Origin of the sequence: Campylobacter lari, assembly GCF_001017575.1 — a bacterium.
Classification (GTDB): Bacteria; Campylobacterota; Campylobacteria; order Campylobacterales; family Campylobacteraceae; genus Campylobacter_D; species Campylobacter_D lari_C.
This window is the reverse complement of the sequence record NZ_CP011372.1, coordinates 657,994-675,180: the sequence shown is the minus strand read 5'-3', so window position 1 is coordinate 675,180 and position 17,187 is coordinate 657,994. Positions and strand designations below refer to the sequence as shown.

The window sequence follows — 17,187 nt, the reverse complement described above, 5'->3', positions numbered from 1 at the left end:
TTAGATTTTTCCTTTAAAAATAATAAAAGAAATCAAAGCTTCAACAGTAAAAAACCATAAATACTCAATACCAAATTTTAAAATTTCATTATTATCTAAATATGCTAAAAACACATCAAAAAGATAGATGAAAATATAAGCACATAAAGTGAATATAACGAGCAAATAATGCCCTAGTTTTAATTTGCTTTTAAACCAATCCACAAAAAAATGATAAAAAATAAAAAAAGCTATCCATGAGCTAAAAAGATAAAATCCATGAATAACATCAATTAATAAAAGATAAAACAAAGAAAAATACCATCTAAAATCAAGTTTATTAAGGGTTCTTTCTTTTTCTTTTAAAAGCACTATCATATAACAAAAAAATACCCCAAATAAAGGAGGCATCCAGTAATACACAGAGCTTAATACTTGATAAAAAATCAAAGATAGATAAAAAAATAAATAAGAAAAATCAAATCTATTTTTTACTAAATTTCTACTCCTCATTAAAACCCAAGCTCTCTAAAATGATTTTTTGTTCTAATTTATCAATACCACTTTTTTTCAAATTTGACACCAAAATGGCATTTTTATTTGCATTTAAAATTTTTGCTTTTTGACTTTGATTGAGCTTATCTGCCTTTGTAAAAACTGTTATTTTTTTTTGATCTGCTCTAATAAAAGAATCTAAATATAAATCTAAATTTGTATCAATATCTAAATTATCATGCCTTGAATCTATCAGATGAATAAAAAGCTTGATAGAACTGCGCTCTTTTAAAAACTCATCTAAATTTTTATTCCAAATAGCCTTAGTTTTTTTGCTCACTTTAGCATAACCAAAACCAGGCAAATCAATAAATACTAGTTTAAATTTATCTTCATCTTTTTTACAATCAACTTCAAAAAAATTAATGAGTTGTGTTTTGCCTGGAGTTGAAGAGCTTTTTGCTAAATTTTTATTCTTACAAAGAGTATTAATCAAAGAACTTTTACCCACATTAGAGCGTCCTAAAAAAGCTATTTCAGTGTATATAGGTTGTGGGGCTTCATCTATTTTAGAAGCAGAGATTAAAAATTTAGCATTTAGTATCATTCTTTTACTTCAAATACAAATTTAGCGGGTTTTTTATCTTTACTCACTACTCTATAAGTCATATTTTTTCTATCTACTATGATTTTATCCCCTATGAGTTCTTTTTTTGTTTGCATTTCTGTAATTTTTGCATTGCCATTAATCTCATATGTATCCTTAGCTACATTATAAATAAACTCATCACCACTTCCATGATAAGTTTTATCTTTCATCATGATTTTAAATTTAGCATCTTTAGTGGCTATATATTTAACAGGCTGTTTGTTCTTCATATAAATAACCAATTTTTGCGAATTTAAAACATCTTTGCCTTTTTTAACTTCCACATCACCTGTTAATACACTTGTTTCATTTTTTTCATCTAAGTAAAAATCTTTAGCGTAAACTTCTATTTTTTGTGCACCAAGTGCAAATAAATTTAACAAACACAAAAAAATTATTGCTCTAAAAACCATGCTTTTATTCCTTGAATTTTTAATTCTTTTTGATTTACATCATATAAAAAACTATCCCCAAAAACTTCATTTAAACCTATATATGCTTTAAAATTATCATTAGAAAATAAAATTTTATTTTTCATATCATAAGTTGCTTTTTGGGTAAAAATAGAAGTTTGATTATGATCAAAATAGCTTACATTGCCTTCTAAAATGGATTTTTCTTCATTTCTTACTAATAAATCTGAACTTAAATTATAATCAAGCGCTTGTACTTTAAAATCATCAAAAATATCTTTATCTTGGTATTTTACCCAACGACTTGCCTGATATGTAGCCTTAATTACACTAGCATTTAACTCATAATCAAGCACATCAAAAGCTTGCATATTTGCCACATCTACCTTTTGTGGTTTTATGGCGAATAAATACGGATCTTGGGTACTTAAAATCACCATAACAAAGGCGAATAAACTCATTAATATAGCAAAAATTTTTATCGCCAAAGTTTATCCCATTGAGCTTGCATACTATTATGTTCAATCAAAATTTCAATCATCTCACTCACCGCTCCATTACCACCTTTTCTATTTAAAACTTTATCAGTTTTCAAAGCCTTGTGTGCATCTTTTGGTTTGAAGCTATATCCAACTGCTTCAAGCAAACTCATATCATTATAATAATCCCCAATAGCAGCACATTGAGAAAAATCTAAATTTAATTTTTCTAAAATTTCTTTAGCACAAGCTAGTTTATCACTAATACCTTGATAGACTAAATCAATTTTTAAATCCCTAGCTCTAAAATATACACACTCGCTAGTCCTACCTGTAATAATAGCAACTTTTTTACCAAGCTTTTGCCAAGCTTCAATTGCTGCGCCATCTTTTACATTAAATTCTTTAATCTCACCATAATTTTGTGTGTAGATGATTTTACCATCTGTTAAACAACCATCTACATCTAAAAAAATAAGTTCTATCATGATTTTACTCTCTTACTATAAACGCACCTGGGAAAGATCCACTATCAGCAAAATCTCTTGCTTCTTGCTCACTTCTAAAACCTTTTAAAAATACTCTATGTAAGCCATCTTTAGCACTTGTTTGTATTGTTGAAGTATAAGAATTATAGTTTTTATACCTACTTGCTATTAGCTCTGCGCCACTTTTATTTCTAAATGCTCCAATTTGCACCATAAAAGATCCACCTTGGAAAATATGACCACTATCAGCAATCTCTCCACTGCTGCCTAAATTAGAATTAGTATGCACCGAACCCGAACTTGCACTTGTTCCAAAGCCAATCACTTCAAGTCTTACAGGAGCTGTTCCTGCTTGAATCATATCTATATCTCTTGCAGCCATATTAGATAAGTCTATAATCCTACCTGCTACAAAAGGTCCTCTATCGTTAATCCTAACAGTGGTTTGACGATGATTTTTTAAATTAGTTACTTTTACTATGGTATTCATAGGTAAAGTTTTATGAGCTGCGGTATATGCGTGTTGATCATAAGTTTCACCATTAGAAGTTTTTTTACCATGAAAACCTGGTCCATACCAACTAGCTATACCATCAGCAGTCTCACCTACTTCTACTACTGTTGGATAATAAGTTTTACCATTAATAGTGTAAGGTTTCATAGTGCCTTTTAAGCTTGTATTATTATGCTTTATACTTTTAAAATCTCTTTCTGGGTAATACACAGTAGGCGTGCTAATAGGTACCATACTACAAGCACTAAATAAAACGCCTACACAACTAACGACTAACGACTTTTGTATGAGAGTTTTTTGATATTTTTTGAGTTGTTTTGATTTTTGCATTATTATTCTCCTTAATTTTTAACACAAGTTTTTGATTGATATTGATTAAATTTCCTTTGATTTTATTATATTCTTTAATGCTTTCAACACTTATTTTATGTTTTCTTGCAATAGTATAAAGGCTATCACCCTCTTTTACTATATAAATTTTTGTATGCGGAATGGTTGTATCCACCTTAGCTAATTTTACATTCTCTAATGCCTTTTCTACCGCTACGCTTTTACTTAAAGGAATGTACATATAATAATCTTTTTTATCAGGTGGAGTAAAGTCATAATTAAAATGTGGATTATAACGTTTAAATTCATTATAAGACATTTTAGCTACTTTAGCAAGCTCTCTTAAAGAAACACTTGGGGGAACTGAGATTTTTTTAACTTCACTTGATAGAGCATAATTAAGCAAGGCGCTATCTTGAGAAATTAAAAAATCATTATTATTAGCCAAAAATGCCATAGTAAGAATTTTTCTAATAAAAATCCTAGTTTCTAATGGCAAGTATTTTTTATCAGGATCAAGTAAAACCCTCAAATCATCACTTTTTGCTTTTTTTATAGCTTGACGTAATTTACCATCACCACAATTATAAGCTAAAATAGCCAAATACCATTTTCCAAACTGCTCTTTTAATTGTTTTAAATAAGCAATAGCTGCATAAGTTGATTTTACCAAATCTTTTCTCTCATCTACATAAGGATCTATCCTTAAACCCAAAGTTTGTGCGGTTGGTTTCATAAATTGCCAAACACCTACTGCTTTAGTTCTTGAAATACTATGAATTTTTAAACCAGATTCTACAATCGCTAAATACAAAAATTCTTGAGGAATATTTTCTTTTTCTAATATTTTGCGGATAATCGGGGTGATTTTATAAAATTCCCTCATCGTATCTACTAAAGTTTTAGAATGCATATCCATGGAAGATTCTTTAAATTCTAAAAAAATCATATCACTAAGATAACTTGCTTCTATATCTAAATTTCTTAAGATTTGTGCCTGCTGTGTGTAATGCTCTGGAGTAAATTGTAAGGCCTTAGCATTTAAACATAATAATACTAAAATAAAAAACAAAAAGCTTTTTTTCATTATAAACCTTGGAAAAACAAACGATTAGCGTTAAAATTAGTAAGTTTTATTATTTCATTTTTTGATAAATTTAAAAGTTCGGCCATTTTTTGAGCTACAAAATGCGTCAAAATAGGATCATTTACCTTGCCACGATGTGGTTCTGGAGTTAAATAAGGCCCATCTGTTTCTAAAACAAGCTTATCTTTTGGAATTTTAGGTAAAATTTCTACTAGTTTTTTTGCATTTTTAAAAGTTAAAACCCCACCTATACCAAAATAAAAACCATTATCTGCTAACTGAAGTAAAAGCTCACTAGCATTAAAACAATGCAAAACACCACCTTGTAAATCCTTTGCATATGTTTTTAAAATATTAAAACTATCTTCATTAGCCTCACGCACATGCACAATCAAAGGCTTTTTATATTCAATAGCTAGTTGAATTTGAGCTATAAAAACTTCTTTTTGTTTTGCTTTTATTTCATCTTCATCAGCCTTTAAACGATAATAATCAAGCCCACACTCACCCACTGCAACACATTTTTTATCATTTATAAATTCTTTTAAAATATCTAAATCAAAATCATCTATATCATAAGGATGTACCCCACAAGAAAAATACACATTTTTATAATTATGCGCAATTTCTCTTGCTCTTGGCAAATCTTTTATATCTGCACCAGGTATGATGATTTTATCTACTCCATTAGCAAAGGCATGATTTAACATTTCATCTAAATATCCAAAATAAGCTTGACTATCTAGATGACAATGTGTATCTATGATTTTTTCATTAAAATCACAATCTAAAAACATACCTCTACCCTATTTTTACCATTAGCCTTAGCTAAATCTAGTGCCTTTTGAGCATTATTAAGCAAATCTTGCATTTGACTTGTTTTAATTCCAAAAGCAACCCCAACAGAAACACTATAATCTACTTCATCTAGAGCTATTAAGACACTTTCTTTGGCAATATTTACTCTTATATTTGAAAAAGCTTTCAATGCTTCTTTATTATCTGTATTTTTTAAAAGTACGTAAAATTTACCATCTTCAATTCTAGTTGCTAAATCCATACCACGAATTTGATCTTTGATTTTTTTAGCAGTGTGTTTTATCACTCCATCACCGCAATCATAGCTTAACTCATAATTGATTGTTGCAAGATTATCAATATCAATTAATGCCAAAGCCATTTCTTCATTTTCTTGCATATCTTCTAAATAATCTAAAAATCTTTTTTCAAAATTTGCATAATCATCAAGACCTGTTAGCAAATCTTTACCCAAACTGTATTCATCAAGTAAAACACATTTTTGCATATAATCTAAACAATTATTCACTCTACAATTAAGTGATTCTTTTTGGAAAGGTCTAATCACATAATCATTCACACCTTTCCTAAAAGCTCTTGCCTCTAGCGCATCATCTTTATCTCCAACCATAATCACACCAAGTTCTATTTTAGAGTATTTTGAGCGAATTTCTACAAGCAAATCTTCCCCATTAATTACAGGCATAGTTGCATCACAAATTACTAATTTTGTATCAGGATTATCACTTAGATAATTTAGCGCCTCTTCTCCATGTGCTGCTGCTAAAACATTAAAAAGCTGATTATTAAGATTTTTTTTCATTTCCGCACGTAAAGTTACATTAGCAATTGCTAAAATAATTTTAGTTTTATTATTTTTTTGAAGCATTCTAATGGAGCTTAGCATTTCATCAATACAGCTTTCGCTATCTTTTTGAATATAACCTATAATATCTTTTTCCATAAATTTTTTACGTGTTTGACCATCACTGCTTCCAGTAAGCACTATAGCAGGAATATTTTTTTCTAAAACCACATCCACCACTTCTCCATTAGGAGCATCTGGCAAACAAAGATCCACAAAAGCCATAAAATAATCATTTTTTACTAATTCTTTAGCGCTATTCATATCAAAGGCAACATCCACTTTTAGACCTAAAGTATTCTCTACTTTTTTTGCTAAAAGCTTTGTAAGCATTTTATTATCATCAATAATTAAAATTTTTTCTTCCATAGCCAACTCTCTTTGTAATTTAAAACTATTATTATATCATATAGAAAATTTACTTTTTGTTTTTAAAGTAAAGTTCTAGTAAATTCTAAAGCCTCTTGTGTGATATTTTCCCCACTTACCATTCTAGCAAGCTCTCTCACTCTTTCTTCTTTTTCTATTTTTCTTACCCTACTTTCATTTTCTATTTTTTCTACTAAAAAATGGTTACTTGCTTTTGATGAAAGTTGCGGTAAATGCGAAATTGCAAAAATTTGATAAAACTTAGCAAGCTCTTTTAAAACTTCAGCTATACTCATTGCTTCTTTGCCGCTTAAATTTGCATCAATTTCATCTAAAAATATTATCCCACTAGCTTTATTGGTAACATTACATTCAGTTGCAATAAAAGAAAGTCTTAAACGGTTTATCTCACCTGAGCTTAAATTTTTCAAACTAGCTTCATTGATATTTAAACTCACCTCATCTTTACCCAAAATACTTAAAGCGCAATCTTTAAGCTCTAATTTAACTTCTTTCATATAAAGTTTTTCAAGATAAAAATTAAGTAATTTTTCAAGCTCTTTTAATCTTTTTTTACGCAAAGTACTTAATTTTTGGCTTTTCTCATCTAAAAGCATTTTAGCATTTTGTACTTTTTCTTCTAATTCCTTTTTTTCAAAACTTAAATTTTCATAATGAGCTAATTCTGCTTTTTTCTTCTCTAAAGCTTCTAAAGCTTCTTCTATGCTTCCATATTTTGAAATCAAAGAAGAAAGTTTTTCTATCCTATCAAGCACTTCTTCTATATCAAAATCAAAATCATCAAAACTTTGATTTTCCCACACTACCCTTAGTTCATTTAAACACTCTGAAAAAAATGAACTATCAACATCACTAATTTGCAAAGCTTCAACCACTGCCGATTCTAACTCAAAAATTCTACTTGCCCTATTCCAAGCTGCATCGATTTTGTCTTTTTTAGAAAGTCTTTTTTTAAAACTCATTAATTCATCAAATTCGCCAATTTTTGGATTAATGCTTTGGATTTTTTGTATTTCAAAGCTAGTAAATTCTTTTAATTCTCCTACCTTTTTTTCTTCTTCTTGAATTTTTTCTAATTTAGCTTTATTTTCCATATATTCTTTATAAATATTTTTATATTCATTTAAAAAATCTTGAAATTTCTTATCTTCTTTTGATTGCATAAAATCAAGTAAGTTTAAAAATCTTTCATTTGAGAACTCATTATTATCCTTAGCTGAAAGATATTTTACAAATTTCTTAGAAAGCAAGGCTAAATTCTTTTTTGAAATAAGTTGATTATTGATAAAATAACGCGAGCTTTTATCTTTTAAAAGTTTAAATACATTTAATTCTTCATTTTCAATACCAAACTCATCTAATTCAAGCTCATCGTTTAATAAAACTTCCACCATCTTTGCTTCACTCTCACTTAGAGCAAATGCTGCTAAAATAGCCTTAAAAAGTACAGACTTTCCAGCACCACTTAAGCCAGTAAAGACAGTAAGTCCAGCTTCTAAGTCTAATTTTGCTTGTTTAAAACCTAAATTTTCTTTAATCAAAATACTTTCTATCATCACTTACCCCAATTTAACTTTTCTTTTAAAACTTGGAAATAATCTCTATCTTTTTTATGTATAAAACTAAGTTCTTTTTTACTAAGTCCTATAAGAATTTTATCATATTCTTTAGGATCAATCACTTCTTGTCCATCTAAATACAGTAAACAATGCTCAACTTTTAATTCAAGCTCAAATCCATAAGGCAAAACTATAGGTCTTTGGGTTAAAGAATGAGAACAAACTGGCGTTAAAACAAAAATTTCACTCCAAGGATGCACTATAGGCCCACCTGCGCTAATATTATAAGCAGTTGAACCACTTGAACTAGCTATAATCAAACCATCTCCATAATAAGCATTAAAAAGTTTATTTTCAAAGAAAACTTCCACATTTGCCATCAAAGCATTATCACGCGAAAAAACTGCGTCATTAAAAGCAAATTTTTTAATGATTTTATTTTTTTTACAAAGCGTTATTTGAAGCATTTTGGCTTTTTCTATTTTAAAATCACTTTTAAAAAAATCTTTAAAAAAACTTTCTACCTCATTAAAAGAAAGAGCTGTTAAAAAACCTAAGTTTCCTGCATTTATACCCAAAATAGGCTTTTTAGCTTGATAAACTTGTCTGCATAAAGATAAAAGCGTACCATCTCCACCTAGAGAAATCAAAAAATCCAATTCTTGTAAAGCTTTTAGATTAATTTTTTCTTGCTCTAGCAACACAAGCTCTATATTTTTTTGCAAAAAAATTGCTCTTAAAAAATCAATTTGCTCATTTAAATTTGTGTTTAACCTACAAAACAAACCTATTTTTTGAATTTTTTCTATATTTATACATTTTTTCATAAAAAAATTATAACAAAACTTAGCTAAGCAAAAGAATAAAATACTATAATAACAAAATTGAACAAAATTAAGCTAAGGAAAAATTTTGAGAACTCATTATAATACAGAGCTTAACATACAAAATGTTGGCGCGGAAGTAACATTATGTGGTTGGGTAAATTCTTACCGCGATCATGGAGGTGTAATTTTTATCGATCTTAGAGATCGTAGCGGACTTATACAATTAGTATGCGATCCTGCAGATAATCAAGAAGCGCATAATATAGCTTCATCAGTAAGAAACGAATACGTTTTAATAGCACAAGGAAAAATTCGCCCGCGCGGTGAAGGACTTGTAAATCCAAAATTAAAAACCGGAGAAATAGAAGTAGTTATAAACAAACTTACTATTGAAAATGAAAGCGCTGTAGTGCCTTTTGCTATAGGCGATGAAAGCGTAAATGAAGAATTAAGATTAAAATATAGATTTTTAGATTTAAGGAGTAAAAAACTTTATGATAATTTTGCTCTAAGATCAACTGCTTGTATAGCAGCAAGAAATTCTTTATCAAGCATGGGATTTTTAGAAGTTGAAACCCCTATTTTAACTAAAGCCACTCCAGAAGGTGCAAGAGATTATTTAGTACCATCACGCGTACATCAAGGTGAATTTTATGCCCTACCTCAAAGTCCTCAACTTTTCAAACAACTTTTAATGTGTTCAGGATTTGATAGATATTTTCAAATTGCAAAATGTTTTAGAGATGAAGATTTAAGAGCGGATCGCCAACCTGAATTTACTCAAATAGACATAGAAATGAGTTTTTGTGAGCAAAAAGATATCATAGCCATGGCAGAAAATTTACTCAAAGATATTTTCAAAGCTTGCGGAAAAGAAATTAGCATACCTTTTAGACAAATGAGTTATAAAGAAGCTATGGAAAATTATGGCTCTGATAAGCCTGATTTAAGATTTGATATGAAATTTATTGATGTGATTGATATTTTTGCAAAATCAAATAACGAAATTTTTGCAAATATTGCAAAAGATACAAAGAAAAATCGCATTAAGGCTTTAAGAGTTCGAAAAGGCGATACGATTTTTTCTAAACGCCAAATGCAAAGATTTGAAGAATTTGTGCGTAAATTTGGAGCAGCAGGGCTTGCATTTATACAAATGAAAGAAGATGGTCCTAAGGGTCCACTTTGCAAATTCTTTAATGAAGAGGATTTGAATGCTTTAATTCAAAGATGCGAATTAGAAGTTGGAGATGTAGTATTTTTTGGCGCAGGAGCTAAAAAAACTGTGCTTGATTATATGGGTAGATTTAGATTATTCCTTGCTGAAGAAATGAAAATCATTGATGAGGATAAGTTAGAATTCTTATGGGTTATTGATTTTCCTATGTTTGAGCAAAATGATGATGGAAGCTATTCTGCAATGCACCATCCATTTACTATGCCAAAAAATATTGATGAGCAAGACTTAGAAGAGATTAATTCTATTGCACATGATGTGGTGTTAAATGGTGTAGAACTAGGCGGTGGTAGTATAAGAATTCATAAAAGCCCTATCCAACAAAAAGTCTTTAAACTTTTAAATATTGATGAAGAAGAACAAAGAAAGAAATTTGGCTTCTTACTTGATGCATTAAGCTTTGGAGCACCACCACATGGTGGTATAGCAATAGGTCTTGATAGACTTATCATGCTTTTAACAAAATCTTCAAGCATTAGAGAAGTTATAGCATTTCCTAAAACACAAAGAGCGCAATGTCTTATGACTCAAGCTCCAAGCGAAGTAAGCAATGAACAAATGAGAGAACTAGGTATAAGATTAAGGGAGAATACTAAATGAAACAATTATTTTTAATCATAGGTGCACCAGGTAGTGGTAAAACAACTGATGCAAGTATCATAGCTAAAGATGATACAAGCATTACTCATTATTCTACAGGTGATTTACTAAGAGCAGAGGTTGCTAGTGGTAGTGAGCTTGGAAAGACTATTGATAGTTTTATTTCCAAAGGAAATTTGGTTCCTTTGAAAGTAGTAGTTAATACTATCATCACTGCTTTAAAAAATGCACCAACTAACACAATACTTATCGATGGCTATCCAAGAAGTGTTGAACAAATGCTTGAGTTTGATAAGGTATTAAAAAATCAAAGCGAAGTAAATTTAAAAGGTGTTATAGAAGTTAAAGTTAGCGAAGAAGTTGCTAGAGAAAGAGTTTTAGGGCGTGCTAGAGGTGCTGATGATAACGAAGAAGTTTTTAACAATAGAATGAAAGTTTATTTAGAGCCTTTAGAAGAAATAATAAATTTTTATACCAAAGAAGATATCCACCATGTAATCAATGGTGAAAGAAGTATTGAAGCTATCGTAGCTGATATGAAAAATTTAATTAATGATTTATTAAAATAAAGGATAAAAAATGGATATTAGCAAAATCAAAGTTGGAGAAGTACCAAACAAACTTAATGCTGTTATTGAAATTCCTTATGGTTCAAACATTAAATACGAACTTGACAAAGAAAGCGGAGCCATCATGGTTGATCGTGTAATGTATTCAGCTATGTTTTATCCAGCAAACTATGGTTTTATACCAAATACTCTTGCAGATGATGGCGATCCTATTGATGTTTTAGTTTTAAATGAATACCCTATTCAAGCAGGAGCTGTGATTCCTTGTCGTTTAATAGGGGTGTTATTAATGGAAGATGAAAGCGGTATGGATGAAAAATTACTTGCTGTTCCTGTAAGTAAAATTGACCCAAGATATGATAGTATTAAAAGTTTAGATGATTTACCAAAAGCAAGCTTAGATAAAATCAAAAATTTCTTTGAAACATATAAAATGCTTGAACCAAACAAATGGGTAAAAGTAAAAGAATTTGCAGGTATTGAAAAAGCAAGTGAAATTTTAGAAAATTCTATTAAAAATTATAAATAATTAAGTCCTTTTAAGGACTTCACAAAGGATAAAAAATGAAAAGTATTATTGCTTTTAGTATAGCTTTTGTGGTGCTAATAGGCGCTAGTATTGGTTTTTATATGTGGTATTTTGAAGATAATTCAAATACTTATGTATATGATTATAAAAAAAGTAGTTCTTATCAAAGCTACACTCCACCAAGCACTCAATACAATCAAGAAAGAAATAATATAAGTGATAATACTTATCAATCACAACAAACAAATCAAGAGCCTTTAAAAGAAGAAAATCCAGTACAAAACAATCCTACCATAGATGAAAATACAAGCACTCAAGAAGTTGCGCCAACAACCCAAACAAATATAGCTGAAGTTTCTAAAAATGAAACTATCACACCTAAAGCAACCCAAGAAGAAGAAAAAGCTCCGGTTGAAAACAACAAACAAACAAACGTAAAAAAAGAAAAAACAACAAAATATAAAAATACTATGCAAGAATACATTGCAAAAGGCAAAACTAGCAGATATGAGCCAAGATTGAGTGATGATTTTGTTAAAGTTTATGTATTAGATGGAAAAAGTTTAAGTGATTATAGAGTTGATATGTTAAAAGAAATGATTAATCCTGTTAAAGCTAATTCTCAAGATTATAATTTAACTATTTTTATCGATATGCTTTCAAATGACAATATGAAATTAAGCATATATAATAAAGATATTGTTTTTGCTAAAAATAAGAAAAAATACAATTATGTAGATGTTAAAATTTCTGATTTGAAATTTTTATTTGAAAGAAATGGATATAGCGAATACAGCAATGAAAATTTACTTGAAAAAATCAATCAAAACCTAGCAAGAGAAGATATAATCAAAAGAATCAAAATTCAAGGTTATGCAGACGATAGAGGTAGCACTTTTGCAAACTATATGATAGGACTAAATAGAGCAATGAATGTGGCTAAACATTTCTTTAGTTTTACTGAGGTTATAGAAATAGAATCTTTAGGAAAAGATACCTACCCTACTAAAGATAAGTCTGATTCTCAAAGACAAAATAATCGTAAAGTAGAAATTAGTTTTTTATAACTAATTTCTAAATTTCAAAACTTCTTTAACAATTTTAAGCTAACATAACAATTTATTTTCATTCTCAAGGTAACAATTATGTATGATAAATCACTAGAAAAAGAATATTATAAAATTTGCGAAGAACGCGGATATTTTGAAATCAATGGTAATGAAAAAATTCAAGAAAAAGGCAAAAACTTTTGTATTATGATGCCACCACCCAATGTAACAGGTGTTTTGCATATAGGCCATGCTCTAACTTGTACTTTACAAGATATCACAACGCGTTATAAAAGAATGGATGGCTATAAAACCCTTTATCAACCGGGGCTTGATCATGCAGGCATTGCAACACAAAATGTTGTAGAAAAACAACTTTTAGCTCAAGGTGCCAAAAAAGAAGATTTAGGCAGAGAAGAATTTATAAAAAAAGTGTGGGAATGGAAAGAACAAAGCGGTGGTACTATAGTTAAGCAAATGCGAATTTTAGGTATCACTCCTGCTTGGAGTCGTTTACGTTTTACCATGGATGAGGGTTTGGTAAATGCCGTAAAAAAAGCTTTTGTTGATCTTTACGATAAAAAGCTCATCGTGCGTGGAAATTACATGGTAAATTGGTGTACTCATGATGGAGCATTAAGCGATATAGAAGTAGAATATAAAGAAAATAAAGGGAAATTATATTATTTAAAATATTTCTTAGAAAATTCTCAAGAATACATCGTAGTAGCCACCACAAGACCAGAAACTTATTTTGGTGATAGCGCTGTGATGGTTAATCCAAACGATGAAAGATTTAAACACTTAATAGGCAAAAATGTCATTTTACCTTTAATAGATAGAAAAATTCCTATTATTGCTGATGAGCATGTAGATATGGAATTTGGTACAGGCTTTGTGAAAGTAACCCCAGCACATGATCATAATGACTATGAAGTAGGCTTAAGACATAAACTTGAATTTATTACTATCTTTGATGAAAAAGGTATTTTAAATGAACATTGCTTGCATTTTAAAGGCTTAGAAAGATTAGAAGCAAGAGATGTTATTATAAAAGAATTACAAGAAAAAGGTTTTGTTGAAAAAATAGAAGACTATACTAATCAAGTAGGATATTGCTATCGTTGTAAAAATGTGGTTGAGCCATATATTTCTAAGCAATGGTTTGTAAAAAATGAAATCGCAAAAGAAAGCATAGAAAAAGTTAATCTTGGTGGAAGCAAATTCTACCCTGCACATTGGATTAATAGTTTTAATGCTTGGATGAGAGATTTAAAAGATTGGTGTATTTCAAGACAACTTTGGTGGGGTCATCAAATTCCTGTGTATTATTGTAAATGCTCACATGAATGGGCAAGCGAAGAAACTCCAAGCCAATGCCCAAAATGCCAAAGCGCTAATTTCAAACAAGACCCTGATGTTTTAGACACTTGGTTTTCTTCAGGTCTTTGGGCTATGAGTACTTTAGGTTGGGGTAATAAAGACTGGGGCAAAAACACACTTTGGCATGAAGGTGATTTAAAAGATTTTTATCCAAATTCTTTATTAATCACCGGCTTTGATATTTTATTTTTCTGGGTTGCTAGAATGATGTTTCAAAGCACTAATGCCTTAGGTGAGCTTCCTTTTAAAGATATATATTTACATGCTTTGGTTAAAGATGAACAAGGTAGAAAAATGAGTAAGTCTTTAGGTAATGTCATTGATCCTGTGCAAAGTGTGGATGAATACAGTGCTGATATCTTGCGTTTTACTCTTGCTCTTTTAGCTATCCAAGGTAGAGATATAAAATTAAGCAATGACAAACTCATACAAGTTAGAAATTTTACCAACAAGCTTTATAATGCAAGCAAATTTTTACTTTTAAATGAAGAAAAATTTGAAGATTTAGATAAAAGCAAAATTCAAACTAACTTGGCAAAATACATACTGTCTCGTTTTGAAGTATGCGTAAAAGAAACAAGAGAAAATTTAGATAATTACCGCTTTAATGATGCTGCAAATACTTTGTATAGATTTTTCTGGGATGAATTTTGTGATTGGGGGATTGAGCTTAGTAAGGCTGAAAAATCAAGTATAAAAGAACTTGGAAGTATTTTTAAAGAAGCATTAAAACTTTTAAATCCTTTCATGCCATTTATTAGTGAGTATTTATACCATGAGTTAAGTAAAACTTCTATCCAAACTCATGAGTCTATAATGATTTCAAAATATCCTAAATTTAATTCTAGAAATGAAAAAATCGAAAAATTATTTAATATCATTATAGAAAGCATAGTGAGTTTACGCCGTGCAAAAACCCTAGTAGAGCTTGCAAATGCAAAAATTCAAAAAGCTTGTATAAAATTAAACGATGAGAGTTTAATAGCTGAGTTAAAAAATTACACTAATTTTATCTCAACACTTGCAAAATGTGAAAATATCGAGTTTATCAATACAAATTTAGAAAAATCCATCAGAGATGTAAGTGAGAATTTAGAAGTATTTATACCAACTCAAGATCTTGATTTAAGTGGTGTTTTAAATAGACTTAATAGTCAAAAAACAAAACTTGAAAAAGAATTTAACAAGCTAGATGCTATGATGAAAAATGAAAAATTTATCTCTAATGCACCGGCTGCGGTTGTTGAGCAAAATAAAACTCAACTTGAAAGTATTAAAGCTCAACTTGAAAAAATCAATGATGAAATTTCTAATTTAGAAGGCTAATAAGTGATAAAAATACAAAATCTTAAAAAATATTATGGCAAAGAATTAGTTATAAATGATGTTTCTTTAGAAGTTAAAGAAGGAGAAATTTATGCTCTTGTTGGACACAGTGGGGCAGGAAAATCAACTTTGCTAAGATGTATTAATGGTTTAGAAAATTATCAAAGTGGTAGCGTGCAAGTTTTTGGTAAAGAAATAGCTACCTTAAAAGAAAAAGAGTTAAGAGCATTTAGAAAAGATATAGGGATGATTTTTCAGCATTTTGCACTTATGAGTAGAAAAAATGTGTTTGAAAATGTAGCTATGCCTTTAGAAATTCATAATTTTGACAAAAGCACAATTCAAAAAAGAGTTAATGAGCTTTTAGATCTTGTGGGGCTTTTAGCTAAAAGCAAGGCTTATCCAAATGAGCTAAGTGGTGGTCAAAAACAAAGGGTAGCCATAGCTAGAGCTCTTGCTTTAAATCCTAAAATTTTACTAAGCGATGAAGCTACTTCTGCACTTGATCCAAATACCACAAATAACATTTTAGAACTTATTGTCAAAATCAATCAAGAATTTAACATCAGCGTAGTATTAGTAACTCATGAAATGGAAGCAGTAAAACAAATAGCACAAAAGGCTGTATTATTAGAGTATGGACAAATCATAGGTCAAGGGAAAATTGAAGATTTATTCTTAAAGCCAAGTGAAAAAATGCGTGAATTTCTAGGGGAAAGTGATTTTTTACCACAAAATGGAGTTAATGTGCGCTTATATTTTTGCAAAGAAAAAGCAAATCAAAGCATAATCACTCATATGGCTAGAAGTTTAAATATTGATTTTAATATAGTTTGGGGTAAGATAGAAAAGCTAAATAATAATGCTTTAGGAAATTTGGTAATCAATATAGAAGCTAAAGATCAAGAAAAAGTTTTAAATTATTTACAAGAAAATGGCGTTATTTGGGAGCTTGTGTAATGAATTTAGAAGCAATTTTAAGAAATTTTGAAAATATACTTTATCCAGCATTATTAGAAACTCTTTATATGAGTTTTACAGCCACGTTTTTAGCTTTTTTAATCGCACTTATCCCTGCAATTGTGCTTACTGTTACTGATAAAGGTGGCTTGTGGGAAAACAAAAGCATTTATAGTGTGCTTGATTTTATCATTAATATTTTAAGATCCTTTCCATTTTTAGTACTCATTGTAGTTTTAAGTCCTTTTACAAAATATCTCATTGGTATTAGCATAGGAACAACTGCTACCATAGTACCACTTACTATAGGAATTGCACCTTATTTAGCTAAAATGATTGAAAGTGCTTTTAAAGAAATTGATCCTGCTATCATTGAAGCAGCAAGATCTTATGGAGCTAGCAAAGCACAAATTATCTTTAAAGTTATGTTTAGTGAGGCTTTACCAAGCATTATTAATGGTATTACTTTGATTTTAATCATCGTAATAGGATTTTCTGCTATGGCAGGAACTGTTGGTGGTGGTGGTTTGGGTGATGTGGCTATTCGCTATGGTTATGAGCGTTTTAGAACTGATATTATGATTCAAACCGTTGTGATTTTGATTGTTTTGGTTCAAATCATACAATTTATAGGAAATATTCTTTATAAAATCACCAAAAG

At 29.6% G+C, this 17,187-nt stretch carries 17 protein-coding genes and 1 pseudogene; 7 read left to right on the top strand and 11 right to left on the bottom strand.

From position 1 onward, the window contains the following. The 11 genes from CD56_RS03605 to CD56_RS03555 form a co-directional block, all read right to left on the bottom strand. Positions 1-492 carry a hypothetical protein gene (locus tag CD56_RS03605; protein WP_047208212.1) on the bottom strand — a complete coding sequence of 164 codons (492 nt, stop codon included), beginning with the start codon at positions 490-492 and terminating at the stop codon, positions 1-3. Continuing rightward, positions 482-1,081, bottom strand: a complete 600-nt coding sequence (gene yihA / locus CD56_RS03600) for a ribosome biogenesis GTP-binding protein YihA/YsxC (protein ID WP_039628248.1) — start codon at positions 1,079-1,081, stop codon at positions 482-484. The genes CD56_RS03605 and yihA overlap by 11 nt, the downstream gene beginning before the upstream one ends. Then, positions 1,078-1,536 (bottom strand): lipopolysaccharide transport periplasmic protein LptA, encoded by a 459-nt coding sequence (lptA, locus tag CD56_RS03595; protein ID WP_039628247.1) that lies wholly within the window; start codon positions 1,534-1,536, stop codon positions 1,078-1,080. The genes yihA and lptA overlap by 4 nt, the downstream gene beginning before the upstream one ends. Continuing rightward, a complete protein-coding gene (locus tag CD56_RS03590; RefSeq protein WP_047208211.1) occupies positions 1,518-2,024 on the bottom strand; it encodes a hypothetical protein in 507 nt (168 codons plus the stop codon). Before CD56_RS03590 ends, lptA begins: the two co-directional genes overlap by 19 nt. Continuing rightward, positions 2,015-2,503 carry an HAD hydrolase family protein gene (locus tag CD56_RS03585; RefSeq protein ID WP_047208210.1) on the bottom strand — a complete coding sequence of 163 codons (489 nt, stop codon included), beginning with the start codon at positions 2,501-2,503 and terminating at the stop codon, positions 2,015-2,017. The genes CD56_RS03590 and CD56_RS03585 overlap by 10 nt, the downstream gene beginning before the upstream one ends. A gap of 4 nt (positions 2,504-2,507) precedes the next feature. After that, positions 2,508-3,347 (bottom strand): septal ring lytic transglycosylase RlpA family protein, encoded by an 840-nt coding sequence (locus tag CD56_RS03580; protein ID WP_047208209.1) that lies wholly within the window; start codon positions 3,345-3,347, stop codon positions 2,508-2,510. After that, positions 3,283-4,434 (bottom strand): membrane-bound lytic murein transglycosylase D, encoded by a 1,152-nt coding sequence (locus CD56_RS03575; RefSeq protein WP_039628244.1) that lies wholly within the window; start codon positions 4,432-4,434, stop codon positions 3,283-3,285. Before CD56_RS03575 ends, CD56_RS03580 begins: the two co-directional genes overlap by 65 nt. Then, positions 4,434-5,231, bottom strand: a complete 798-nt coding sequence (locus tag CD56_RS03570) for a TatD family hydrolase (protein ID WP_047208208.1) — start codon at positions 5,229-5,231, stop codon at positions 4,434-4,436. Before CD56_RS03570 ends, CD56_RS03575 begins: the two co-directional genes overlap by 1 nt. Beyond that, the gene (gene cbrR / locus CD56_RS03565) at positions 5,222-6,466 is read right to left on the bottom strand and encodes a bile resistance response regulator CbrR (protein ID WP_047208207.1); all 1,245 of its coding nucleotides are present in this window, start codon (positions 6,464-6,466) and stop codon (positions 5,222-5,224) included. Before cbrR ends, CD56_RS03570 begins: the two co-directional genes overlap by 10 nt. Before the next feature lie 62 nt (positions 6,467-6,528). Then, the gene (locus tag CD56_RS03560) at positions 6,529-8,043 is read right to left on the bottom strand and encodes an AAA family ATPase (protein ID WP_047208206.1); all 1,515 of its coding nucleotides are present in this window, start codon (positions 8,041-8,043) and stop codon (positions 6,529-6,531) included. Then, the gene (locus CD56_RS03555) at positions 8,043-8,873 is read right to left on the bottom strand and encodes an NAD(+)/NADH kinase (RefSeq protein WP_047208205.1); all 831 of its coding nucleotides are present in this window, start codon (positions 8,871-8,873) and stop codon (positions 8,043-8,045) included. The genes CD56_RS03560 and CD56_RS03555 overlap by 1 nt, the downstream gene beginning before the upstream one ends. 85 nt (positions 8,874-8,958) lie before the next feature. Here CD56_RS03555 and aspS point away from each other — a divergent pair, with 85 nt between their 5' ends. The 7 genes and pseudogenes from aspS to CD56_RS03520 form a co-directional block, all read left to right on the top strand. Beyond that, positions 8,959-10,710: an aspartate--tRNA ligase gene (gene aspS / locus CD56_RS03550; protein WP_047208204.1), complete on the top strand. Its 1,752-nt coding sequence runs from the start codon at positions 8,959-8,961 to the stop codon at positions 10,708-10,710. Then, positions 10,707-11,279 carry an adenylate kinase gene (locus tag CD56_RS03545; protein ID WP_047208203.1) on the top strand — a complete coding sequence of 191 codons (573 nt, stop codon included), beginning with the start codon at positions 10,707-10,709 and terminating at the stop codon, positions 11,277-11,279. Before aspS ends, CD56_RS03545 begins: the two co-directional genes overlap by 4 nt. Before the next feature lie 10 nt (positions 11,280-11,289). Then, positions 11,290-11,808: an inorganic diphosphatase gene (gene ppa / locus CD56_RS03540; protein WP_039618061.1), complete on the top strand. Its 519-nt coding sequence runs from the start codon at positions 11,290-11,292 to the stop codon at positions 11,806-11,808. Positions 11,809-11,843: 35 nt separating this feature from the next. After that, positions 11,844-12,875: an OmpA family protein gene (locus tag CD56_RS08075; RefSeq protein ID WP_052768367.1), complete on the top strand. Its 1,032-nt coding sequence runs from the start codon at positions 11,844-11,846 to the stop codon at positions 12,873-12,875. 78 nt (positions 12,876-12,953) lie between these two features. Beyond that, positions 12,954-15,566: a valine--tRNA ligase gene (locus CD56_RS03530; RefSeq protein ID WP_047208202.1), complete on the top strand. Its 2,613-nt coding sequence runs from the start codon at positions 12,954-12,956 to the stop codon at positions 15,564-15,566. A 3-nt stretch (positions 15,567-15,569) separates the two neighbouring features. Continuing rightward, positions 15,570-16,526: a methionine ABC transporter ATP-binding protein gene (locus CD56_RS03525; protein WP_047208201.1), complete on the top strand. Its 957-nt coding sequence runs from the start codon at positions 15,570-15,572 to the stop codon at positions 16,524-16,526. A 2-nt stretch (positions 16,527-16,528) separates the two neighbouring features. Next, positions 16,529-17,185, top strand: a pseudogene (locus tag CD56_RS03520) (methionine ABC transporter permease); the annotation flags it as partial. Between the last annotated feature and the right edge of the window lie 2 nt (positions 17,186-17,187).